12 protein-coding genes and 1 pseudogene are annotated in these 15,696 nt (G+C 71.5%); 7 read left to right on the forward strand and 6 right to left on the reverse strand.

Annotation, left to right across the window (positions count from 1 at the left end; genetic code table 11):
* The first annotated feature begins 21 nt into the window (after positions 1-21).
* Genes tal through pgl form a run of 4 tightly spaced genes read left to right on the forward strand, consistent with a single transcriptional unit; the run spans position 22 to position 4,550 of the window.
* Entirely contained in the window at positions 22-1,140 is a 1,119-nt protein-coding gene (gene tal / locus P1P75_RS18355; RefSeq protein WP_319256584.1) for a transaldolase, read from the forward strand.
* A 4-nt stretch (positions 1,141-1,144) separates the two neighbouring features.
* Complete coding sequence (gene zwf, locus P1P75_RS18360) at positions 1,145-2,668, forward strand: glucose-6-phosphate dehydrogenase (protein WP_319256586.1); 1,524 nt, start codon at positions 1,145-1,147, stop codon at positions 2,666-2,668.
* Positions 2,665-3,771 (forward strand): glucose-6-phosphate dehydrogenase assembly protein OpcA, encoded by a 1,107-nt coding sequence (gene opcA / locus P1P75_RS18365; protein WP_319256588.1) that lies wholly within the window; start codon positions 2,665-2,667, stop codon positions 3,769-3,771. Before zwf ends, opcA begins: the two co-directional genes overlap by 4 nt.
* Entirely contained in the window at positions 3,768-4,550 is a 783-nt protein-coding gene (pgl, locus tag P1P75_RS18370) for a 6-phosphogluconolactonase (protein ID WP_319256590.1), read from the forward strand. Before opcA ends, pgl begins: the two co-directional genes overlap by 4 nt.
* 69 nt (positions 4,551-4,619) lie before the next feature.
* Here the strand turns inward: pgl and P1P75_RS18375 are convergent, their stop codons facing one another.
* The 5 genes from P1P75_RS18375 to P1P75_RS18395 all read right to left on the reverse strand — a co-directional run bounded on the left by P1P75_RS18375 (position 4,620) and on the right by P1P75_RS18395 (position 11,282).
* Entirely contained in the window at positions 4,620-5,459 is an 840-nt protein-coding gene (locus tag P1P75_RS18375) for a carbohydrate ABC transporter permease (RefSeq protein ID WP_086767952.1), read from the reverse strand.
* Positions 5,456-6,820 (reverse strand): sugar ABC transporter permease, encoded by a 1,365-nt coding sequence (locus P1P75_RS18380; protein WP_319256592.1) that lies wholly within the window; start codon positions 6,818-6,820, stop codon positions 5,456-5,458. The genes P1P75_RS18375 and P1P75_RS18380 overlap by 4 nt, the downstream gene beginning before the upstream one ends.
* Positions 6,821-6,826: 6 nt before the next feature.
* Complete coding sequence (locus tag P1P75_RS18385; RefSeq protein ID WP_319256594.1) at positions 6,827-8,155, reverse strand: ABC transporter substrate-binding protein; 1,329 nt, start codon at positions 8,153-8,155, stop codon at positions 6,827-6,829.
* A gap of 38 nt (positions 8,156-8,193) precedes the next feature.
* Complete coding sequence (locus P1P75_RS18390) at positions 8,194-9,867, reverse strand: glycoside hydrolase family 13 protein (RefSeq protein ID WP_319256596.1); 1,674 nt, start codon at positions 9,865-9,867, stop codon at positions 8,194-8,196.
* Between the two features lie 140 nt (positions 9,868-10,007).
* Positions 10,008-11,282, reverse strand: coding sequence for an ABC transporter substrate-binding protein (locus tag P1P75_RS18395; protein WP_319256598.1), 1,275 nt, complete (start codon positions 11,280-11,282; stop codon positions 10,008-10,010).
* Between the two features lie 321 nt (positions 11,283-11,603).
* On the opposite strand from P1P75_RS18395, the gene P1P75_RS18400 reads away from it, so the two are divergent.
* The 3 genes from P1P75_RS18400 to P1P75_RS18410 all read left to right on the forward strand — a co-directional run bounded on the left by P1P75_RS18400 (position 11,604) and on the right by P1P75_RS18410 (position 15,258).
* Entirely contained in the window at positions 11,604-12,119 is a 516-nt protein-coding gene (locus P1P75_RS18400; protein ID WP_150470422.1) for a PadR family transcriptional regulator, read from the forward strand.
* The gene (locus P1P75_RS18405) at positions 12,089-12,865 is read left to right on the forward strand and encodes an ABC transporter ATP-binding protein (protein WP_319256601.1); all 777 of its coding nucleotides are present in this window, start codon (positions 12,089-12,091) and stop codon (positions 12,863-12,865) included. The genes P1P75_RS18400 and P1P75_RS18405 overlap by 31 nt, the downstream gene beginning before the upstream one ends.
* A 110-nt stretch (positions 12,866-12,975) precedes the next feature.
* Positions 12,976-15,258: an FtsX-like permease family protein gene (locus tag P1P75_RS18410; protein WP_319256603.1), complete on the forward strand. Its 2,283-nt coding sequence runs from the start codon at positions 12,976-12,978 to the stop codon at positions 15,256-15,258.
* A gap of 49 nt (positions 15,259-15,307) precedes the next feature.
* Here the strand turns inward: P1P75_RS18410 and P1P75_RS18415 are convergent.
* A pseudogene (locus P1P75_RS18415) lies at positions 15,308-15,696 on the reverse strand (glucose-6-phosphate isomerase); the annotation flags it as partial.

Raw genomic sequence — 15,696 nt, forward strand, 5'->3', positions numbered from 1 at the left:
ACACGTAGGAGATGTAATTCCATGACAGACGCACTCAAGCGCCTCTCCGAGGAGGGCGTCGCGATCTGGCTGGACGACCTGTCGCGCAAGCGCATCACGTCCGGCAACCTCGCCGAGCTGATGGACCAGCAGCACGTCGTGGGCGTCACCACCAACCCGTCGATCTTCCAGAAGGCGATCTCGCAGGGCGACGGTTACGACCAGCAGCTCTCCGACCTCGCCGCCCGCAAGGTCACCGTCGAAGAGGCCATCCGCATGATCACGACGGCGGACGTCCGGGACGCCGCCGACATCCTGCGCCCGGTCTTCGACGCCACCGGCGGCCAGGACGGCCGGGTGTCGATCGAGGTCGACCCGCGGCTGGCGCACCACACCAAGGCGACGGTCGCCGAGGCCAAGCAGCTGGCCTGGCTGGTCGACCGTCCCAACACGCTGATCAAGATCCCGGCCACCAGGGCGGGTCTGCCGGCCATCACCGAGGTCATCGGCAACGGGATCAGCGTCAACGTCACGCTGATCTTCTCGCTGGAGCGTTACCGCGAGGTCATGGAGGCCTACCTGGCGGGTCTGGAGAAGGCGCAGGCCAAGGGCCTGGACCTGTCCCTGATCCACTCGGTGGCGTCCTTCTTCGTGTCCCGCGTGGACACCGAGATCGACAAGCGGCTGGACGCGCTCGGCACCGACGAGGCCAAGGCCGCCCGCGGCAAGGCCGGCGTCGCCAACGCCCGGCTCGCCTACCAGGCGTACGAAGAGGTCTTCTCGGGTGACCGCTGGGGCGCGCTGGAGAAGGCGGGCGCGAACAAGCAGCGTCCGCTGTGGGCCTCCACCGGCGTGAAGGACCCGGCGTACCGGGACACGATGTACGTCGTCGACCTGGTGGCGCCGAACACGGTGAACACCATGCCCGAGGCGACCCTGTTCGCCACCGAGGACCACGGCGAGGTCACCGGCAACACGGTGGCGGGAACCTACGAGCAGGCCCGTGCGGACCTCGACGCGGTCGAGAAGCTCGGGATCTCGTACGACGACGTGGTGCAGCTCCTGGAAGACGAGGGCGTCGAGAAGTTCGAGGCGTCCTGGAACGACCTGCTCAAGTCGACCGAGGCGGAGCTCCAGCGCCTCGCCCCTTCGGAGGGCTGAGAATTTGTCGAGCAGCAATCCGCTGCGTGACCCCGCAGACCGACGGCTCCCGCGTATCGCGGGGCCGTCGGGTCTGGTCATCTTCGGTGTCACGGGCGATTTGTCACGTAAAAAGCTGATGCCCGCGGTGTACGACCTCGCCAACCGGGGTCTGCTGCCGCCGGGCTTCTCGCTGGTCGGGTTCGCCCGCCGCGAATGGGCCAACGAGGACTTCGCCCAGGAGGTCCATGACGCGGTGAAGGAACACGCCCGCACCCCCTTCCGCGAGGAGGTCTGGCAGCAGCTCATCCAGGGCATGCGCTTCGTGCAGGGCACCTTCGACGACGACGACGCCTTCGAGCGGCTGCGCTCGACGATCGAGGAACTCGACAAGGCTCAGGGCACGGGCGGCAACTTCGCCTTCTACCTGTCGGTGCCCCCGGGCGCCTTCCCGGTGGTCATCCAGCAGCTCAAGAAGCACAACCTGGCGGACCAGCGGGGCGGCTCCTGGCGGCGCGCGGTCATCGAGAAGCCGTTCGGCCACGACCTGAAGTCGGCCGAGGAGCTGAACGCGACGGTCGAGGAGGTCTTCGCCCCGGACCAGGTCTTCCGCATCGACCACTACCTGGGCAAGGAGACCGTCCAGAACATCCTGGCGCTCCGCTTCGCCAACACGATGTTCGAGCCGATCTGGAACCGGTCCTTCGTGGACCATGTCCAGATCACGATGGCCGAGGACATCGGCATCGGCGGCCGGGCCGGGTACTACGACGGCATCGGCGCGGCCCGTGACGTCATCCAGAACCACCTGCTCCAGCTGATGGCGCTGACCGCGATGGAGGAGCCCGCCTCCTTCGACGCGGACGCGCTCGCCGCGGAGAAGACCAAGGTGCTCGGTGCGGTCAGGCTGCCGAAGGACCTGGGCAGCGCCACCGTACGCGGTCAGTACGCGGCCGGCTGGCAGGGCGGCGCGAAGGCGGTCGGCTACCTCCAGGAGGAGGGCATCGACCCCAAGTCGAAGACCGACACCTACGCGGCCATCAAGCTGGAGGTCGACAACCGCCGCTGGGCGGGTGTCCCCTTCTATCTGCGCACTGGCAAGCGGCTGGGCCGCCGGGTCACCGAGATCGCCGTCGTCTTCCAGCGCGCCCCGCACTCCCCCTTCGACCACACGGCGACGGAGGAGCTGGGCAAGAACGCGATCGTCATCCGGGTCCAGCCCGACGAGGGCGTCACGGTCCGCTTCGGCTCCAAGGTGCCGGGCACCTCGATGGAGATCCGGGACGTGTCGATGGACTTCGCCTACGGCGAGTCCTTCACGGAGTCCAGCCCCGAGGCGTACGAGCGGCTGATCCTGGACGTGCTGCTCGGCGACTCGAACCTCTTCCCGCGCACCGAGGAGGTCGAGCTGTCCTGGAAGATCCTCGACCCGATCGAGCGGTACTGGGACGAGAACGGCAAGCCGGCCCAGTACCAGGCCGGTACCTGGGGACCCGTCGAGGCGGACGAGATGCTCGAACGAGACGGACGGAGCTGGCGCCGGCCATGAAGATAGACCTCACCGACACCACGGCCAGCAAGATCAACAAGGGGCTGGTGCAGGGGCGGCGGGCCATCGGCACGCCGGCCGTGGGCATGGTCCTCACCCTGGTCATCGTCACGGACGAGGAGAACGCGTACGACGCGCTCAAGGCCGCCGGCGACGCGTCGCGCGAGCACCCCTCGCGCACGCTCGTGGTCATCAAGCGCGTCTCCCGCTCCCCGCGCGACCGCACCACGTCCCGGCTGGACGCCGAGGTGCGGGTGGGCGCGGAGGCGGGCACCGGCGAGACGGTCGTCCTGCGGCTGTACGGCGAGGTGGCCGACCACGCCCAGTCGGTCGTGCTGCCGCTGCTGCTGCCGGACGCGCCCGTCGTGGTCTGGTGGCCGGTGAACGCGCCGCTCGACCCGGCCGCCGACCCGCTCGGCGCGCTGGCCCAGCGCCGCGTCACCGACACCTACGCCGCCGAGCAGCCGGTACGGGATCTGACGGCCCGCTCCGAGACCTACACCCCCGGCGACACCGACCTGTCGTGGACCCGCATCACGCCCTGGCGTTCGATGCTGGCCGCGGCTCTCGACCAGGTCACCTGCAAGGTCGAGTCGGTGGAGGTGGAGGGCGAGGAGTTCAACCCGAGCTGCGAGCTGCTCGCGATGTGGCTCGGCGACCGGCTGGACGTGCCCGTACAGCGCTCGCTGTCCGGCGGACCGGGGCTCACCGCGGTGCGGCTGTCCACGGACTGCGGCCCGATCGTGCTGGACCGGGCCGACGGCTCGCTGGCCACGCTGTCCATCGACGGGCAGCCCGACCGTGCGGTGGCGCTCCAGCGCCGGGACACGGCCGAGCTGATCGCGGAGGAGCTGCGGCGGCTGGACCCGGACGACACGTACGCGTCGGCGCTGCGGTTCGGGGTGGAGCGGTTGAACACCTCGGCCGGCAGGAGCGGCACGGATTCCGCGCCAGAGGCTTCGGCCGACGCTCCGGAAGCCGTGGCCAAAGGAGCCGCCAAAGGAGAACCGGTCGCGGTTCCCACTCCCGTCGAAGCGGCTGTCAAAGTACCCGCGAAGGAATCGACGGCGCAGGCCCCGGTGAAGAAGGCGGCCGCGAAGTGAGTACGCCCCAGCTGGTCGTGCACCGCGACAAGGACCTGATGGCCCAGGCCGCAGCGGCCCGTCTGATCACGAAGGTCGTGGACGCGCAGGCCTCCCGGGGCCATGCGTCCGTGGTCCTGACGGGCGGCCGCAACGGCAACGGTCTGCTGGCCGCGCTGGCGGCCGCGCCCGCCCGCGACGCCATCGACTGGGGCCGCCTCGACCTGTGGTGGGGCGACGAGCGGTTCCTGCCCGAGGGTGACCCGGACCGCAATGTCACGCAGGCCCGCGAGGCACTGCTGGACAGCGTGCCCCTGGATCCGAAGCGCGTGCACGCCATGCCCGCATCGGACGGCCCCTACGGCTCCGACGTGGAGGCGGCCGCGGCCGGCTACGCGGAGGAACTGGCCCGCACGGCCGGTCCCGAGAACCACGGCTGCGTGCCCACCTTCGATGTCCTGATGCTGGGCGTCGGCCCGGACACCCACGTGGCCTCGCTCTTCCCCGAGCTGCCGGCCGTACGGGAGACCGAGCGCACGGTGGTCGGCGTGCGCGGCGCGCCCAAGCCGCCGCCGACCCGCACCACCCTCACGCTGGTGGCGATCCGGTCGGCACGTGAGGTGTGGCTGCTGGCTGCCGGCGAGGACAAGGCGCAGGCGGCGGCCATCGCCCTGTCGGGCGCGGGCGAGATCCAGGCCCCGGCGGCGGGAGCCCGGGGCCGGTCCCGGACCCTGTGGCTGCTGGACTCGGCGGCGGCGTCGCAACTGCCGCGCTCGCTGTATCCGCCGGCTTCGCCCTGACCGGGGCTGTCGACGGCTGAGGGCGGCGGGGTGTCCGTGGACACCCCGCCGCCCTCACGCGTGGGCCGCTCACTTCACCGAGCCGGCCATCACTCCCTGCACGAAGTGCCGCTGGAAGGCGAAGAACACGGCGACCGGCACCACCAGGGACAGGAAGGCCCCCGGCGCCAGTACGTCGATGTTGCTGCCGAACTGCCGTATCTGCGACTGGAGTTGCACGGTCAGCGGCTGCGAGGAGCCGTCGGCGAAGAGCAGGGCGACCAGCATGTCGTTCCACACCCACAGGAACTGGAAGATGGCGAGGCTGGCGAGCGCCGGCCGGCCCACCGGGAGGACGAGGCGGGTGAAGATCCGCCATTCGCTGCCGCCGTCCATCCGGGCCGCCTCCAGCATCTCCTTCGGTATCTCGACGAAGTAGTTGCGCAGCAGGAACACCGCGAACGGCAGCCCGTACGCCACGTGGAAGAGGACGACGCCGGGGATCGTGCCGAACAGGCCCAGCTGCCCGAAGAGTTTGGCGACCGGCAGCAGGCCGATCTGCACCGGCACCACCAACAGCGCGACCACGCCCAGGAAGACGGCCTCGCGGCCGGGGAAGTCGAGCCAGGCGAAGGCGTATCCGGCGAGCGCCGCGAGGACCACGACCAGGACGGTCGTCGGGACCGAGATGAGCACGGTGTTCCAGAACGCCTCGGTCATCCCCGCGTTCTTCAGCAGCTCCGCGTAGTTGTCGAAGGAGAGTTCGCCGGGACTGGCGAACACCGTCCACCAGCCGCCCTCGGCGGTGTCCTCGGCCGACCGCAGCGAGGACAGGAACAGTCCGGCCAGCGGGGTGACCCAGACCAGGCCGATCACCACGAGGACGGCCTGCACGAGGCCGTTTCCGAGGCCGCGCCGTACCGCGTTCATCGTTGGCTCCTTCGGAAGCGGCGGATGTTGAAGACCATCGCCGGGACGACGAGCAGCAGGAGCAGCACGCCGAGCGCGCTGCCGAGCCCCTGGTTGTTGCCGCCGCCGAACGACACCAGCCACATCTGCGTGGCGAGGACGGTGGCGTCCTCCTGCACCGGTCCGGGCGCGATGACGTAGACGAGGTCGAAGACCTTCATCACGTTGATCACCAGGGTCACGAAGACGACGGTGAGGACGGGTGCCAGCAGCGGGACGGTGATCCGCCGGAAGATCTGCCACTCGTTCGCGCCGTCCATCCGGGCCGCCTCCAGGGCGTCCCGCGGCAGCGTCGACAGCCCGGCGCCGATCAGGACCATGGAGAAGCCGGTCCAGATCCACAGGTACGCCCCGATGATCGCGGGTGTGACGAGGGCCGGCCCGAGCCAGGAGATCCCGTCGTAGGGCGGTGCGAAGTTGGACGCCGGGAGGCGCAGGGCGTAGGAGCCCGCGTCGAGTCCGGTGAAGCGGAAGGAGCCGTCGGAGGCCGTGGTGGTGGTCGCGGCCGTCCGTCCGTCGCGCACCGCCTCGACCTGCATCCGCGGCAGCCCGCTCTCCCGCGGGTCGACCTCGCCCGGTGTCCCTCCGCCTCCGGGCGTGAAGTCGAGGTAGACCACGCCGCGCAGTTCGTCCGGCGCGGTCGTGCGGCCGGCGGCCTCGTGGGCGGGCTCGGTGCCGGTGGGCAGGTCCTTGGGCGGGACGCCGACCAGCGGCAGGGTCACCGAGTCGCCCGGGGACGCGCTCGCACCGGTCCGGTACGAGCCGTCCGCCGCCCGGGTGAGTCCCTGGCCGTCGCGTGCCCGTGCCGACGGGTACGCGGAGGTGTCCTTGAAGACGTCGTGGACGGATACGGCGGCGGCGTTCAGGACGCCCTTGTCGGGGTCCTCGTCGTAGGCGAGCCGGAAGATGATGCCCGCGGCCAGGAAGGACACCGCCATCGGCATGAACAGCAGCAGCTTGAAGGCCGTGGCCCAGCGCACCTTCTCCACCAGCACGGCGAGGATCAGGCCGAGGCCGGTGAGCAGGGCGGGTGCCACGACGACCCAGATCGCCGTGTTGCGTACGGCCTTGACGGTGGCCGGGTCGCGGAACATCTCGGTGTAGTTCTCGCCGCCGACGAAGCGGGTCCCGGAGGCGTCGAAGAAGCTGCGCCCGATCGAGAACAGCACGGGGTAGACGACGAGGGCACCCAGCAGGAGCAGGGCGGGGAGGGCGAACAGCAGGGCGACGATCCGTCCCCGTCGGCGCAGGCGCCGGGCGCGGTCGGCGAGGCCTGTCGGCGGTGGTGGTGAAGCCGTCTCTTCTACAAGGGTCGCGGTCATGGCCGGTCAGCCCTTGTAGGCCTTGGCCGCCGCGGCTTCCAGCGCGGCCGCGGTCGCCTTCGGGTCGGACGGGTCGCGCAGGAAGTCCTGGAGCAGCTTCCACTCCCCGGCGCCCTTCGTGCCGCCGAACGCGGCCGGCGCCTGGTCGGACATGTCGAAGCGGACGGAGTCCCCGGCGTCGATGAGCGACTTGGCGGTGGCGCGGGTGACGTCGTCGCCGTAGGAGGCGAGGTCGAGCTTGGTGTTCGGGGACAGGAAGCCGCCGGCGCCGGCCCATACGGCGGCGGCCTCGGGGGTGGCCAGGTACTCCAGGAGTGCCATGCCCGCCTTGGTGTTCTTGCCGTCCTTGAGGACGACCGCGGCGTCGCCGCCGCTGACCACGGGGGCCTCGCCCGCGCCGACCGCCGGGAACGGGAAGAAGTTCGCGTCCTTGCCGATCGACCTTCCGAACTGGTCCTTGGCGACGCCGGCCACGAAGTCACCCTCGTAGACCATGCCCGCCTCGGGCTTCGGGCCGAACACCTTCTCCACCGAGCCCGGGAAGTCGGTGTTCAGGGCGCCGTTCTGGCCGCCCGCCAGCAGCTGCTTGTCCTTGAAGAGCTTGCCGAGTGTGGTGAGCGCCTCGACGACGGAGGGGTCGGTCCACTTCAGTTCGTGGGTGGCGAGGGCATCGTACTTCTCGGGTCCGGCCTGGGAGAGGTAGATGTTCTCGAACCAGTCGGTGAGGGTCCAGCCGTCCTGTCCGGCGACCGAGAAGGCGGCCAGCCCGGAGTCGGAGACGGTGTGTCCGGCCTTCAGCAGGTCGTCGTAGGTGGCCGGCGGCTCGACCCCGGCCTGGGTGAAGGCGTCGGGGCTGTACCAGACCGTCGACTTGTGGGCGGCCTTGAAGTAGAGGCCGTAGAGGGTGCCGTCGACGCTGCCGTACGTCTTCCAGACGGGGGCGAAGTTGGTGTCGACGGCCTTCTCGGTGGTGCCGGAGAGCTGCTTGAGCCAGCCGTTCTGCGCGAACTGCTGGAGCACGCCGACCTGCGGGACCATGACCACGTCGGGGGCGTTGCCACCCTCGATCTTGCTGCCGACGACGGTGGAGACGTTGTCGCCGGTGGACACGAACTGGGTCTTCGCGCCGGTCTTCTCGGCGAACGCGTCCAGCACCTTCTGGAAGTTCTTCTGCTCGCTGCCGGACCAGACTCCGGCGACGGTGACGGTCTGGCCGCCGAGGGCCTTGTCGCCGCCGCCCGCCGAGACGGGGTCGCTCGAACCGCAGGCGGTGGCGCCGAAGGTGAGGGCGAGGGCGGTGCAGCCGGTGAGGAGGGTCGTACGTCGTCGCATCATCGTTGATGTCCCTTCGAGGAGTGGGGAGTTGACGGGAGTCAGAGGTCGCCGAGCCACCAGGCGGAGGTGGAGCCGGGCAGTACGCCGGCCGGGCAGGGACCGCTGGACAGCAGGGGCGTGCCGGAGACCGGCGCGGGTGTGGGGGCCGTACCGAAGTTGACGGCGCAGAGGAGTCCGTCGCCGCGGACGAAGGCGAGGACGCCGGGCGGGGCGTCCAGCCAGCGCAGCGTGCCCTCGCCCAACTGGGGAAGGGCGGCGCGCAGTTGCAGGCCGTCGCGGTACAGGTGCCAGAAGGAACGGGTGTCGGCGAGGGCACGGTCGGTGGCGTACTCGGCGAAGTAGTCCGGCTGCGGCAGCCACGGCTTGGCGCCCTCGGCGCCGGAGGTGAAGCCGAACGGCGAGGCCTGGCCCGACCACGGCAGCGGGACGCGGCAGCCGTCGCGGATGCGGGCGCGGCTTCCGGTGCGCCGGAAGATCGGGTCGGTGAGCACGTGGTCGGGCAGGTCGACGACCTCGGGCAGCCCGAGTTCCTCACCCTGGTAGATGTACGCGGCGCCGGGCAGCGCCAGCATCAGCAGGGCGGCGGCGCGGGCGCGGGCGGTGCCGAGTCCGCTGCCCTCGGTCGCGGGTTCGCCGTAGCGGGTGACGGTGCGGACCTGGTCGTGGTTGTTGAGGACCCAGGTGACCGTCGAGCCCGTGCCGGCGATGTCCTCCATGGCCTCGGAGACGACCTTGCGGAAGGCGTCGGCGCTCCAGGGGGCGCTCAGCAGGTCGAAGAAGAAGGCCTGGTGCAGTTCGTCCGGGCGCACGTAGCGGGCGTGTTCGCGGGCCGTGGGCACCGAGACCTCGCCCACGAGGAGGCGTTCGCGGCCGTCGCGTGCCGTGTACTCCTCGCAGACCGACCGCCAGTGCCGCCACACGCCGTGCACCTCGGGCTGGTTCCAGGCGAGCGGGTTGACCGAGTCGCGGGTGCGGGCGTCGGCCTCGGGGTCCGGGGAGTCGGGCAGGTCCGGGTGCTTGAACAGGCCCGCGGCGACGTCGATGCGGAAGCCGTCGGCGCCCCGGTCCAGCCAGAAGCGCAGGATTCCGTCGAACTCGTCGGGCACCTCGGGGGTGCGCCAGTTCCAGTCGGGCTGCTCGGGGGTGAACATGTGGAGGTACCACTGGCCGGGCCGTCCGTCCGGCTCGGTCACCCGGCTCCAGGCCGGGCCGCCGAACATGGCGTGCCAGTTGTTGGGCGGCTCGGATCCGTCGGGGCCGCGGCCGTCGGCGAAGTGGAAGCGGGCGCGGGCCGGGCTGCCGGGCCCGGCGGCGAGCGCCTCGCGGAACCAGGGGTGCTCGCTGGAGCAGTGGTTGGGCACGATGTCCAGGAGCACCTTGACGCCGAGCCGCCGGGCGGCCGCCACCAGCAGGTCGAACTCGGCGAGGTCGCCGAAGAGCGGGTCGACGCCTCGGTAGTCGGACACGTCGTAGCCGTGGTCGGCCTGCGGGGAGGGGTAGAAGGGGCTGAGCCAGATGCCGTCCACCCCGAGCTTCTTGAGGTACGGCAGCCCGGCCCGGACGCCGGCGAGGTCGCCGATGCCGTCGCCGGTGCTGTCCAGGAAGCTGCGGACGTACACCTGGTAGATCACTGCGTCGCGCCACCAGTGGTGGGCGTCGATGCGCTGGAGACTCACCCCGTTGACCTGTCTGTGCGAGCTGACGTTATGCATGCATGTTAGGTAGGCATGTCGAGAGGGTGTCAACGAGCAGGCAGGAGTTACCGGGGAGTTGGCCGGACAAACAGGGAGTTATAGGGGCACGCGGAGGTAAGGTGAGACCGGCGCGTTACCTAACATGTAACTAGGGTGGGTCAGCGGGAGGAGACGGCGGCGAGTTCTCGCGCCAGCCGGCGCACCGCGGCCTCGGGCGTCTCGCGCCCGGTCATCGCGTCGTGCACCACCGCCTGCACCACCAGGCTCACCTGGTCGTAGCGCGCGCTCTTGGGTCGCGGCGCGGCGGCGAGGACGCTCTCGCGCAAGGTCGGCAGATAGGGGAAGTCGCGGATCAGCGCGGGATCCTCGTACAGCGCTGCCCGCACCGGCGGCAGGGCGCCGCGGGTGAGGACCTGGCGCTGGACGGGCTCACTGGTGAGGTAGCCGATGAGCCGCGCGGCCGAGTCGGGGTGCCGGGCATGGGTGTTGACGGCCAGGTTGGAGCCGCCGAGGACGCTGGTCCCCGGACCGTCGGGGCCCGGCAGCGGTACGGCGCCGATCCGCCCGGCGACCCGCGAATCCGGGGCCGAGGCGGCGACGTAGGCGTAGGGCCAGTTGCGCAGGAAGAGGAGCCGGCCGTCCTGGAAGGCCTGCTTGGACTCCTCCTCCTTGTACGTCAGCGCCTCTTCGGGTATCCAGCCCTCGCGCACCCCGCGGGCGAGGAACGCGATGCCCTCGCGGGCACCGGCCGAGTTCACGGTGACGCGGCTCCCCTCGTCGCCGAGGATGGTGCCGCCCGCCGAGTAGACGGCCTCGGCCGCGTTGACGGTGAGGCCCTCGTACGGCAGGAACTGCCCGGCGTAGCCGCCGAGTCCGTGCTTGGGGGCGACGGTGCGCGCGGCCCGTTCCAGTTCGGCCCAGGTGCGCGGCGGCGGGACGCCCTCCTCGGTAAGGACGTCCTTGCGGTAGAGGAGGAGTCCGGCGTTCGTGACGTACGGGACGGCGTAGAGCTGTCCCTCGTAGGTCGCCGTGTCGACGACCGGCGGCAGGAACGTCTTCAGGGGGAAGCGGTCGCGGGGCAGCGGACGTATCCAGCCCGCCGCGGCGAACTCCGGTGTCCAGTTGACGTCGATGTTGAGGACGTCGAAACGGCCGCGGTCGCCGCCGCGCAGGTCGGTCGTCATCTGCGCGTGGGTCTCGTCGGCGGAGTCCGGCAGCTCGACGAGGGTGACCCGCTCACCGGGATGGGTGCGGTTCCAGCCTTCCAGCAGCGGGCCGAGATAGCCGGTGAGGTCTCCGGCGGTGGCGAGGGTCAGCGGCCCCCGGCCCTGCGCGCCGCCTCCCTGGTGCGCACCGGCACCCGAGGCGACGTACCCGGTGAGGATCACGACGAGGACGAGGAGGCCCCTACCGGCGGCGTGTATCCACCGCATAGGTTCCTCCCTGTACACCGGCACGGGCGTCCTCGCCCGGTCAGAGGCCATGTATACCTGTTAGGTATGCGCGATACTAGGGCCTGGCGTCAGATTCTCGTCGTCCGCCCGGAGGGCGGGCCCGGCGGCGTCAGGTGCGTGCTCTGGGGGTCCCCCCGGCCGAAGGCTGGGGGAGTGCCGGGCGCAGGCCCTCGTACTGGTTGTACGTGGGTCCGTGCCCGGTGCGGCGGGAGTGCGTGCATGGCGTCGCCGGGCAGGCGGGAATCTGACGGCAGGCCCTTGGGCCTGGAGCACATTACGAGGACTAGGAGGACAGCACGCGTGCGCCTTGCCCTCCTGGCTCTTCTCGCGCGCGGCCCCGCCCACGGCTACGAGCTCAAACAGGACCTTGAGCAACTGCTGGGCTCCGCGTACCCTCAGCCCAACGTCGGCCAGATATACGTCACCCTCGGCCGTCTCGAGAAGACGGGCCTGATCGAGGGCGAAGAGGTCGAGCAGTCGAGCCGCCCCAACAAGAAGATCTACCACCTCACCGACGCCGGCCGGGACGAGCTGCGCGCCTGGTACGAGGAGACGGCGGACGAGCCGCGCGTCCGGGACGAGTTCTTCATGAAGCTCGCCCTCGCCCCGCAGACCGGCCTCGCCGACCAGATCGCCCTCATCAACAGGCAGCGGCGCCAGTACCTCAACACCATGCGCAGCCTGTCGAAGCTGGCGGCCGCCGAGAACCGCGACAACCGCATCTCCCAGCTGCTGATCGAGGGCGCGATGCTGCATCTGCAGGCCGACCTCGACTGGCTGGAGCGATGCCAGGAAGAGCTGGAGGAACCGCAGTGAGCGACCGTCCCGTTCCCCTGCTGCGCGCCGAGGGCCTGGTCAAGACCCATCACGGCGAGGGCGCCCCGGCGCACGCCGTGCGTGGCGTCGACCTGTGCGTACGCGGCGGCGAGTTCGTGGCGATCACCGGTCCCTCGGGCGCCGGGAAGTCGACACTGCTGCATCTCCTCGGCGGACTCCAGCGGCCCGACAGCGGCAGCCTCTGGCTGGACGGCGAGCGCACCGACGCCTACCGCGAGTCGCGCTGGGCGGTCGAGCGCAGGAAACGCATCGGGATCGTCTTCCAGTTCTTCAACCTGGTCTCCAACCTGTCGGTCGCCGACAACGTGGAGCTGCCCGCCCTGCTCGCCGGCCTGTCCCCCCGGCAGGCGCGCGCCGAGCGGGAAGAGCTGCTGGCCGAGCTGGGGCTCACCGGCAAGGACCGCAGCATGCCGGGCGAGCTGTCCGGCGGCGAACAGCAACGGGTCGCGCTGGCCCGCGCCCTGGTCAACCGTCCGCCCCTGCTGCTCGCCGACGAACCCGCGGGCAGCCTGGACAGCAAGGGCACCCGCGAGGTCATGCGGCTGCTGTCCCGCTTCCACCAGCGCGGCCAGACCATCGTGCTGGTCACCCATGACGCGCGGCTCGCGAGCGCCGCGGACCGAGTGATCAGCTTCTTCGACGGACGGATAGCCGACGACGCGGAACTCGACGGCACGCCGTCCCGCGCCACCGGCATCTCCGGCGTGCTGGAGCTGAAGGACTGACATGCGCGCGTACGACGATCCCCGGAAAGCCAGGACGCCGCAGGCCTACGACGATCCCCGGAAAGCCGGGACGGCGCGGGCGTACGACGGTTCCGGGAAGGGCTGAGCCGGTGCGAGCGACTCTGCGCTGGGCCCACTCCGATCTGCGCACCCACCGCGGGGAGGCGCTGTTCCTGGTGCTCGCCACGGCGGGCATCGTCGCCTCGCTGCTGCTGGCCACGGCTCTGTTCGGGTACGCCACCAACCCCTGGCAGCGGGTGTTCACCCAGGCGCGCGGCGCGCACGTGTGGCTGCACACCGGCCCGACGGCCGCCGTGGACAGGCTCGCCGCCCTGGACGGCGTCGAGTCCGTCGCCGGCCCCTACCCGGTCGCCTCCACCACCGTGACCTCCCGTGGCGCCCGCGCCTCCGTCGAACTGCGCGGCACACCCGAGCTGCCCGCTGTGGGCCGCCCGCTGCTCACCGCCGGTCGCTGGCTGGACCCGGAGAACCCCGACGGTGTCGTCCTGGACGGCCGCCTCGCCCGCGCCCTGGTGGCCGAACCCGGTGACACCCTCGCCCTGCCCGGTAGCACGCGCGCACTGACCGTCCTCGGCATCGCCGACAACGCCGAACCTCGGTACCGCCCCGGCGACCGCCCCGGCCTGGTCTGGGCACTCCCCTCGGCCGTGCCGGACCCCGACGGCCAGGTCACCGGCCTGCGGCTGGCCGATCCCGACGACACCGACTACGCCGTCCAGCGCGCGGTGACCGTGCTGGGCTCCGGCGCGGTCAGCGAGGTCTCCACCTGGCAGCAGGCCCGCGCCGAGGCCCAGGGCGACAACCGGCTCCTCGGACAGGTACTGGGCCTGTTCGGGCTGGGCGCGCTGGTCGCCGCCGGACTCGCCGTGCACGGGGCCATCGGCACCCGGATCCGCGGACACCTGCGGGACATCTCCGTCCTGAAGGCGATCGGCTTCACCCCCGGCCAGGTCGTGCGGATCTTCCTGCTCCAGCACGTCGCCTACGCCCTGCTGGGCGCCACCGCCGCGGCGGCCCTCGTCCAGGCGCTGGGCAGCCTGGTCCCGGGGCGGCTGGGGGACGCGGTCGGCGTGTGGCAGAACCTGCCCGGCCATGCCGTGGCGCTGGTGTCGGTGCCCCTGGCGGTGGTGCTGTTCATCGGCGCGACCACCGGGCTCGCCGCCTGGCGGGCGGGGCGGGTGCCTCCGGTGCCGGTGCCCCGGCCGGCCGCGGTGGCGGGCGGACGGCTGTCAGGCGTGGCACGCCGGGCACTGGGGCTGCGGCTGCCGCCCGCACTGGTGCTGGGCTGGCACAAGGCGTTCACCCGACGACGGCGTTCCGTGGCCACGGTGGCCCGGCTGGCGCTGCCGCTGCTGCTGATCGTGGTCGCGCTGAGCGCGTGGACCACCATCGACCGCTTCCGCAGCAGCCCCGAGGAGACGGGTCTGCCGACGGCGCTCACCGTCCACACCGGCACCGGACCCTCCGACCGGGACACCCGCGCCCTGCTGGAAAGGGACCCGCAGGTCGCCGCCGCCTACCCGGGCGTCGAGGTGGCCGCCCTGGTCCCCGGCCAGACGGCCACGATCGCCCTGCGCGGCTTCGGCACCCGCGCGGACCCCTACCCCTACAGCCTGGCCGACGGCCGCCCCGCGCACGGCCGGGACGAGGCGGTGGCCGGACAGGGCCTGCTCGACCTGCTCGACGTACGCGTCGGCGACTGGGTGCGGATGACGGTGGGCGAGCAACCGCAGATCCTGCACATCGTGGGCCGCAGCATCGAGCCGGAGAACGCCGGCCGGGTCATCTCCACCTCGCTCGACACCCTCCGCGAGAACGATCCGGGGCTCGGCCCGACGCTGTACCAGCTGCGGCTGCGCCCCGGCGCCGACCCAGGCACGGTGGCCGGGCGGCTGGCCACGGCCGGGGAGGGCCGCCTTGACGTCCACGCCGTGACGAACCCGGCCGACGGGCTGTCCCCGCTGCGCGGGGTGTTCGTCGGACTGATCGCCGTCCTCGCCCTGATCGGGCTCATCGAGCTGCTGACCACGATCGGCGGCACCGTGCGCGAGGGCGAGCGGGATCTGCTGGCGCTCAAGGCCATCGGCCTGTCACCACGCCAGATCACCGCGATCACGGTCACCGCCACCGGCTGCACCGCCCTGGCCGCGGTCGTCGTCGGTACGGCACTGGGCACGCCTCTCGCACACTGGCTGATCGACGCCCAGGGCAGGTCGAGCGGCATCGGAGCCGGGATCGCCCACGGTCCTTCGCCCGTCCTGCTGCTGCTGTTCGGCGCGGCGGCGGTGCTGGGCGCGACCGCGCTCGCCGCCGTACCGGCGACCCGCGCCGCCCGCCGGCGCCTCGCGGACACGCTCAGCTCGGTGACCTGAGAGCGCCGGGACGGGGGGCCGAGTGGCACCCCGTCCCACCGCGAGCGCTCTACCGGCCGCGCAGCTCCCGGTACGTCGCGACGAGGGCCTTGGTGGAGGGGTCCAGGCCGGGGACGTCGGCGCCCTCGGTGAGGGCGGGTTCGACGCGCTGGGCGAGGACCTTGCCGAGTTCCACGCCCCACTGGTCGAAGGAGTCGATGTCCCAGACGGCGCCCTGGACGAACACCTTGTGCTCGTAGAGGGCGATGAGCTGGCCGAGGACGGACGGGGTCAGCTCGGCGGCCAGGATGGTGGTGGTGGGGTGGTTGCCCCGGAACGTCTTGTGGGCCACCAGTTCCCCGGGCACCCCCTCGGCGCGGACCTCGTCCGCGGTCTTGCCGAAGGCGAGTGCCTGCCCCTGCGCGAACAGGTTGGCCATCAACAGGTCGTGCTGGGCCT

Origin of the sequence: Streptomyces sp. ID05-39B, from assembly GCF_033794725.1 — a bacterium.
GTDB lineage: Bacteria > Actinomycetota > Actinomycetes > Streptomycetales > Streptomycetaceae > Streptomyces > Streptomyces bobili.

Bases quoted from the DNA above. Each gene is read 5' to 3' on its own strand.
- tal (WP_319256584.1), top strand. From the start codon at position 22: ATGACAGACGCACTCAAGCGCCTCTCCGAGGAGGGCGTCGCGATCTGG.
- opcA (WP_319256588.1), top strand. From the start codon at position 2,665: ATGAAGATAGACCTCACCGACACCACGGCCAGCAAGATCAACAAGGGG.
- P1P75_RS18375 (WP_086767952.1), bottom strand. From the start codon at position 5,459: ATGAACGCGGTACGGCGCGGCCTCGGAAACGGCCTCGTGCAGGCCGTC.
- P1P75_RS18380 (WP_319256592.1), bottom strand. From the start codon at position 6,820: ATGACCGCGACCCTTGTAGAAGAGACGGCTTCACCACCACCGCCGACA.
- P1P75_RS18385 (WP_319256594.1), bottom strand. From the start codon at position 8,155: ATGATGCGACGACGTACGACCCTCCTCACCGGCTGCACCGCCCTCGCC.
- P1P75_RS18390 (WP_319256596.1), bottom strand. From the start codon at position 9,867: ATGCATAACGTCAGCTCGCACAGACAGGTCAACGGGGTGAGTCTCCAG.
- P1P75_RS18395 (WP_319256598.1), bottom strand. From the start codon at position 11,282: ATGCGGTGGATACACGCCGCCGGTAGGGGCCTCCTCGTCCTCGTCGTG.
- P1P75_RS18405 (WP_319256601.1), top strand. From the start codon at position 12,089: ATGCCAGGAAGAGCTGGAGGAACCGCAGTGAGCGACCGTCCCGTTCCC.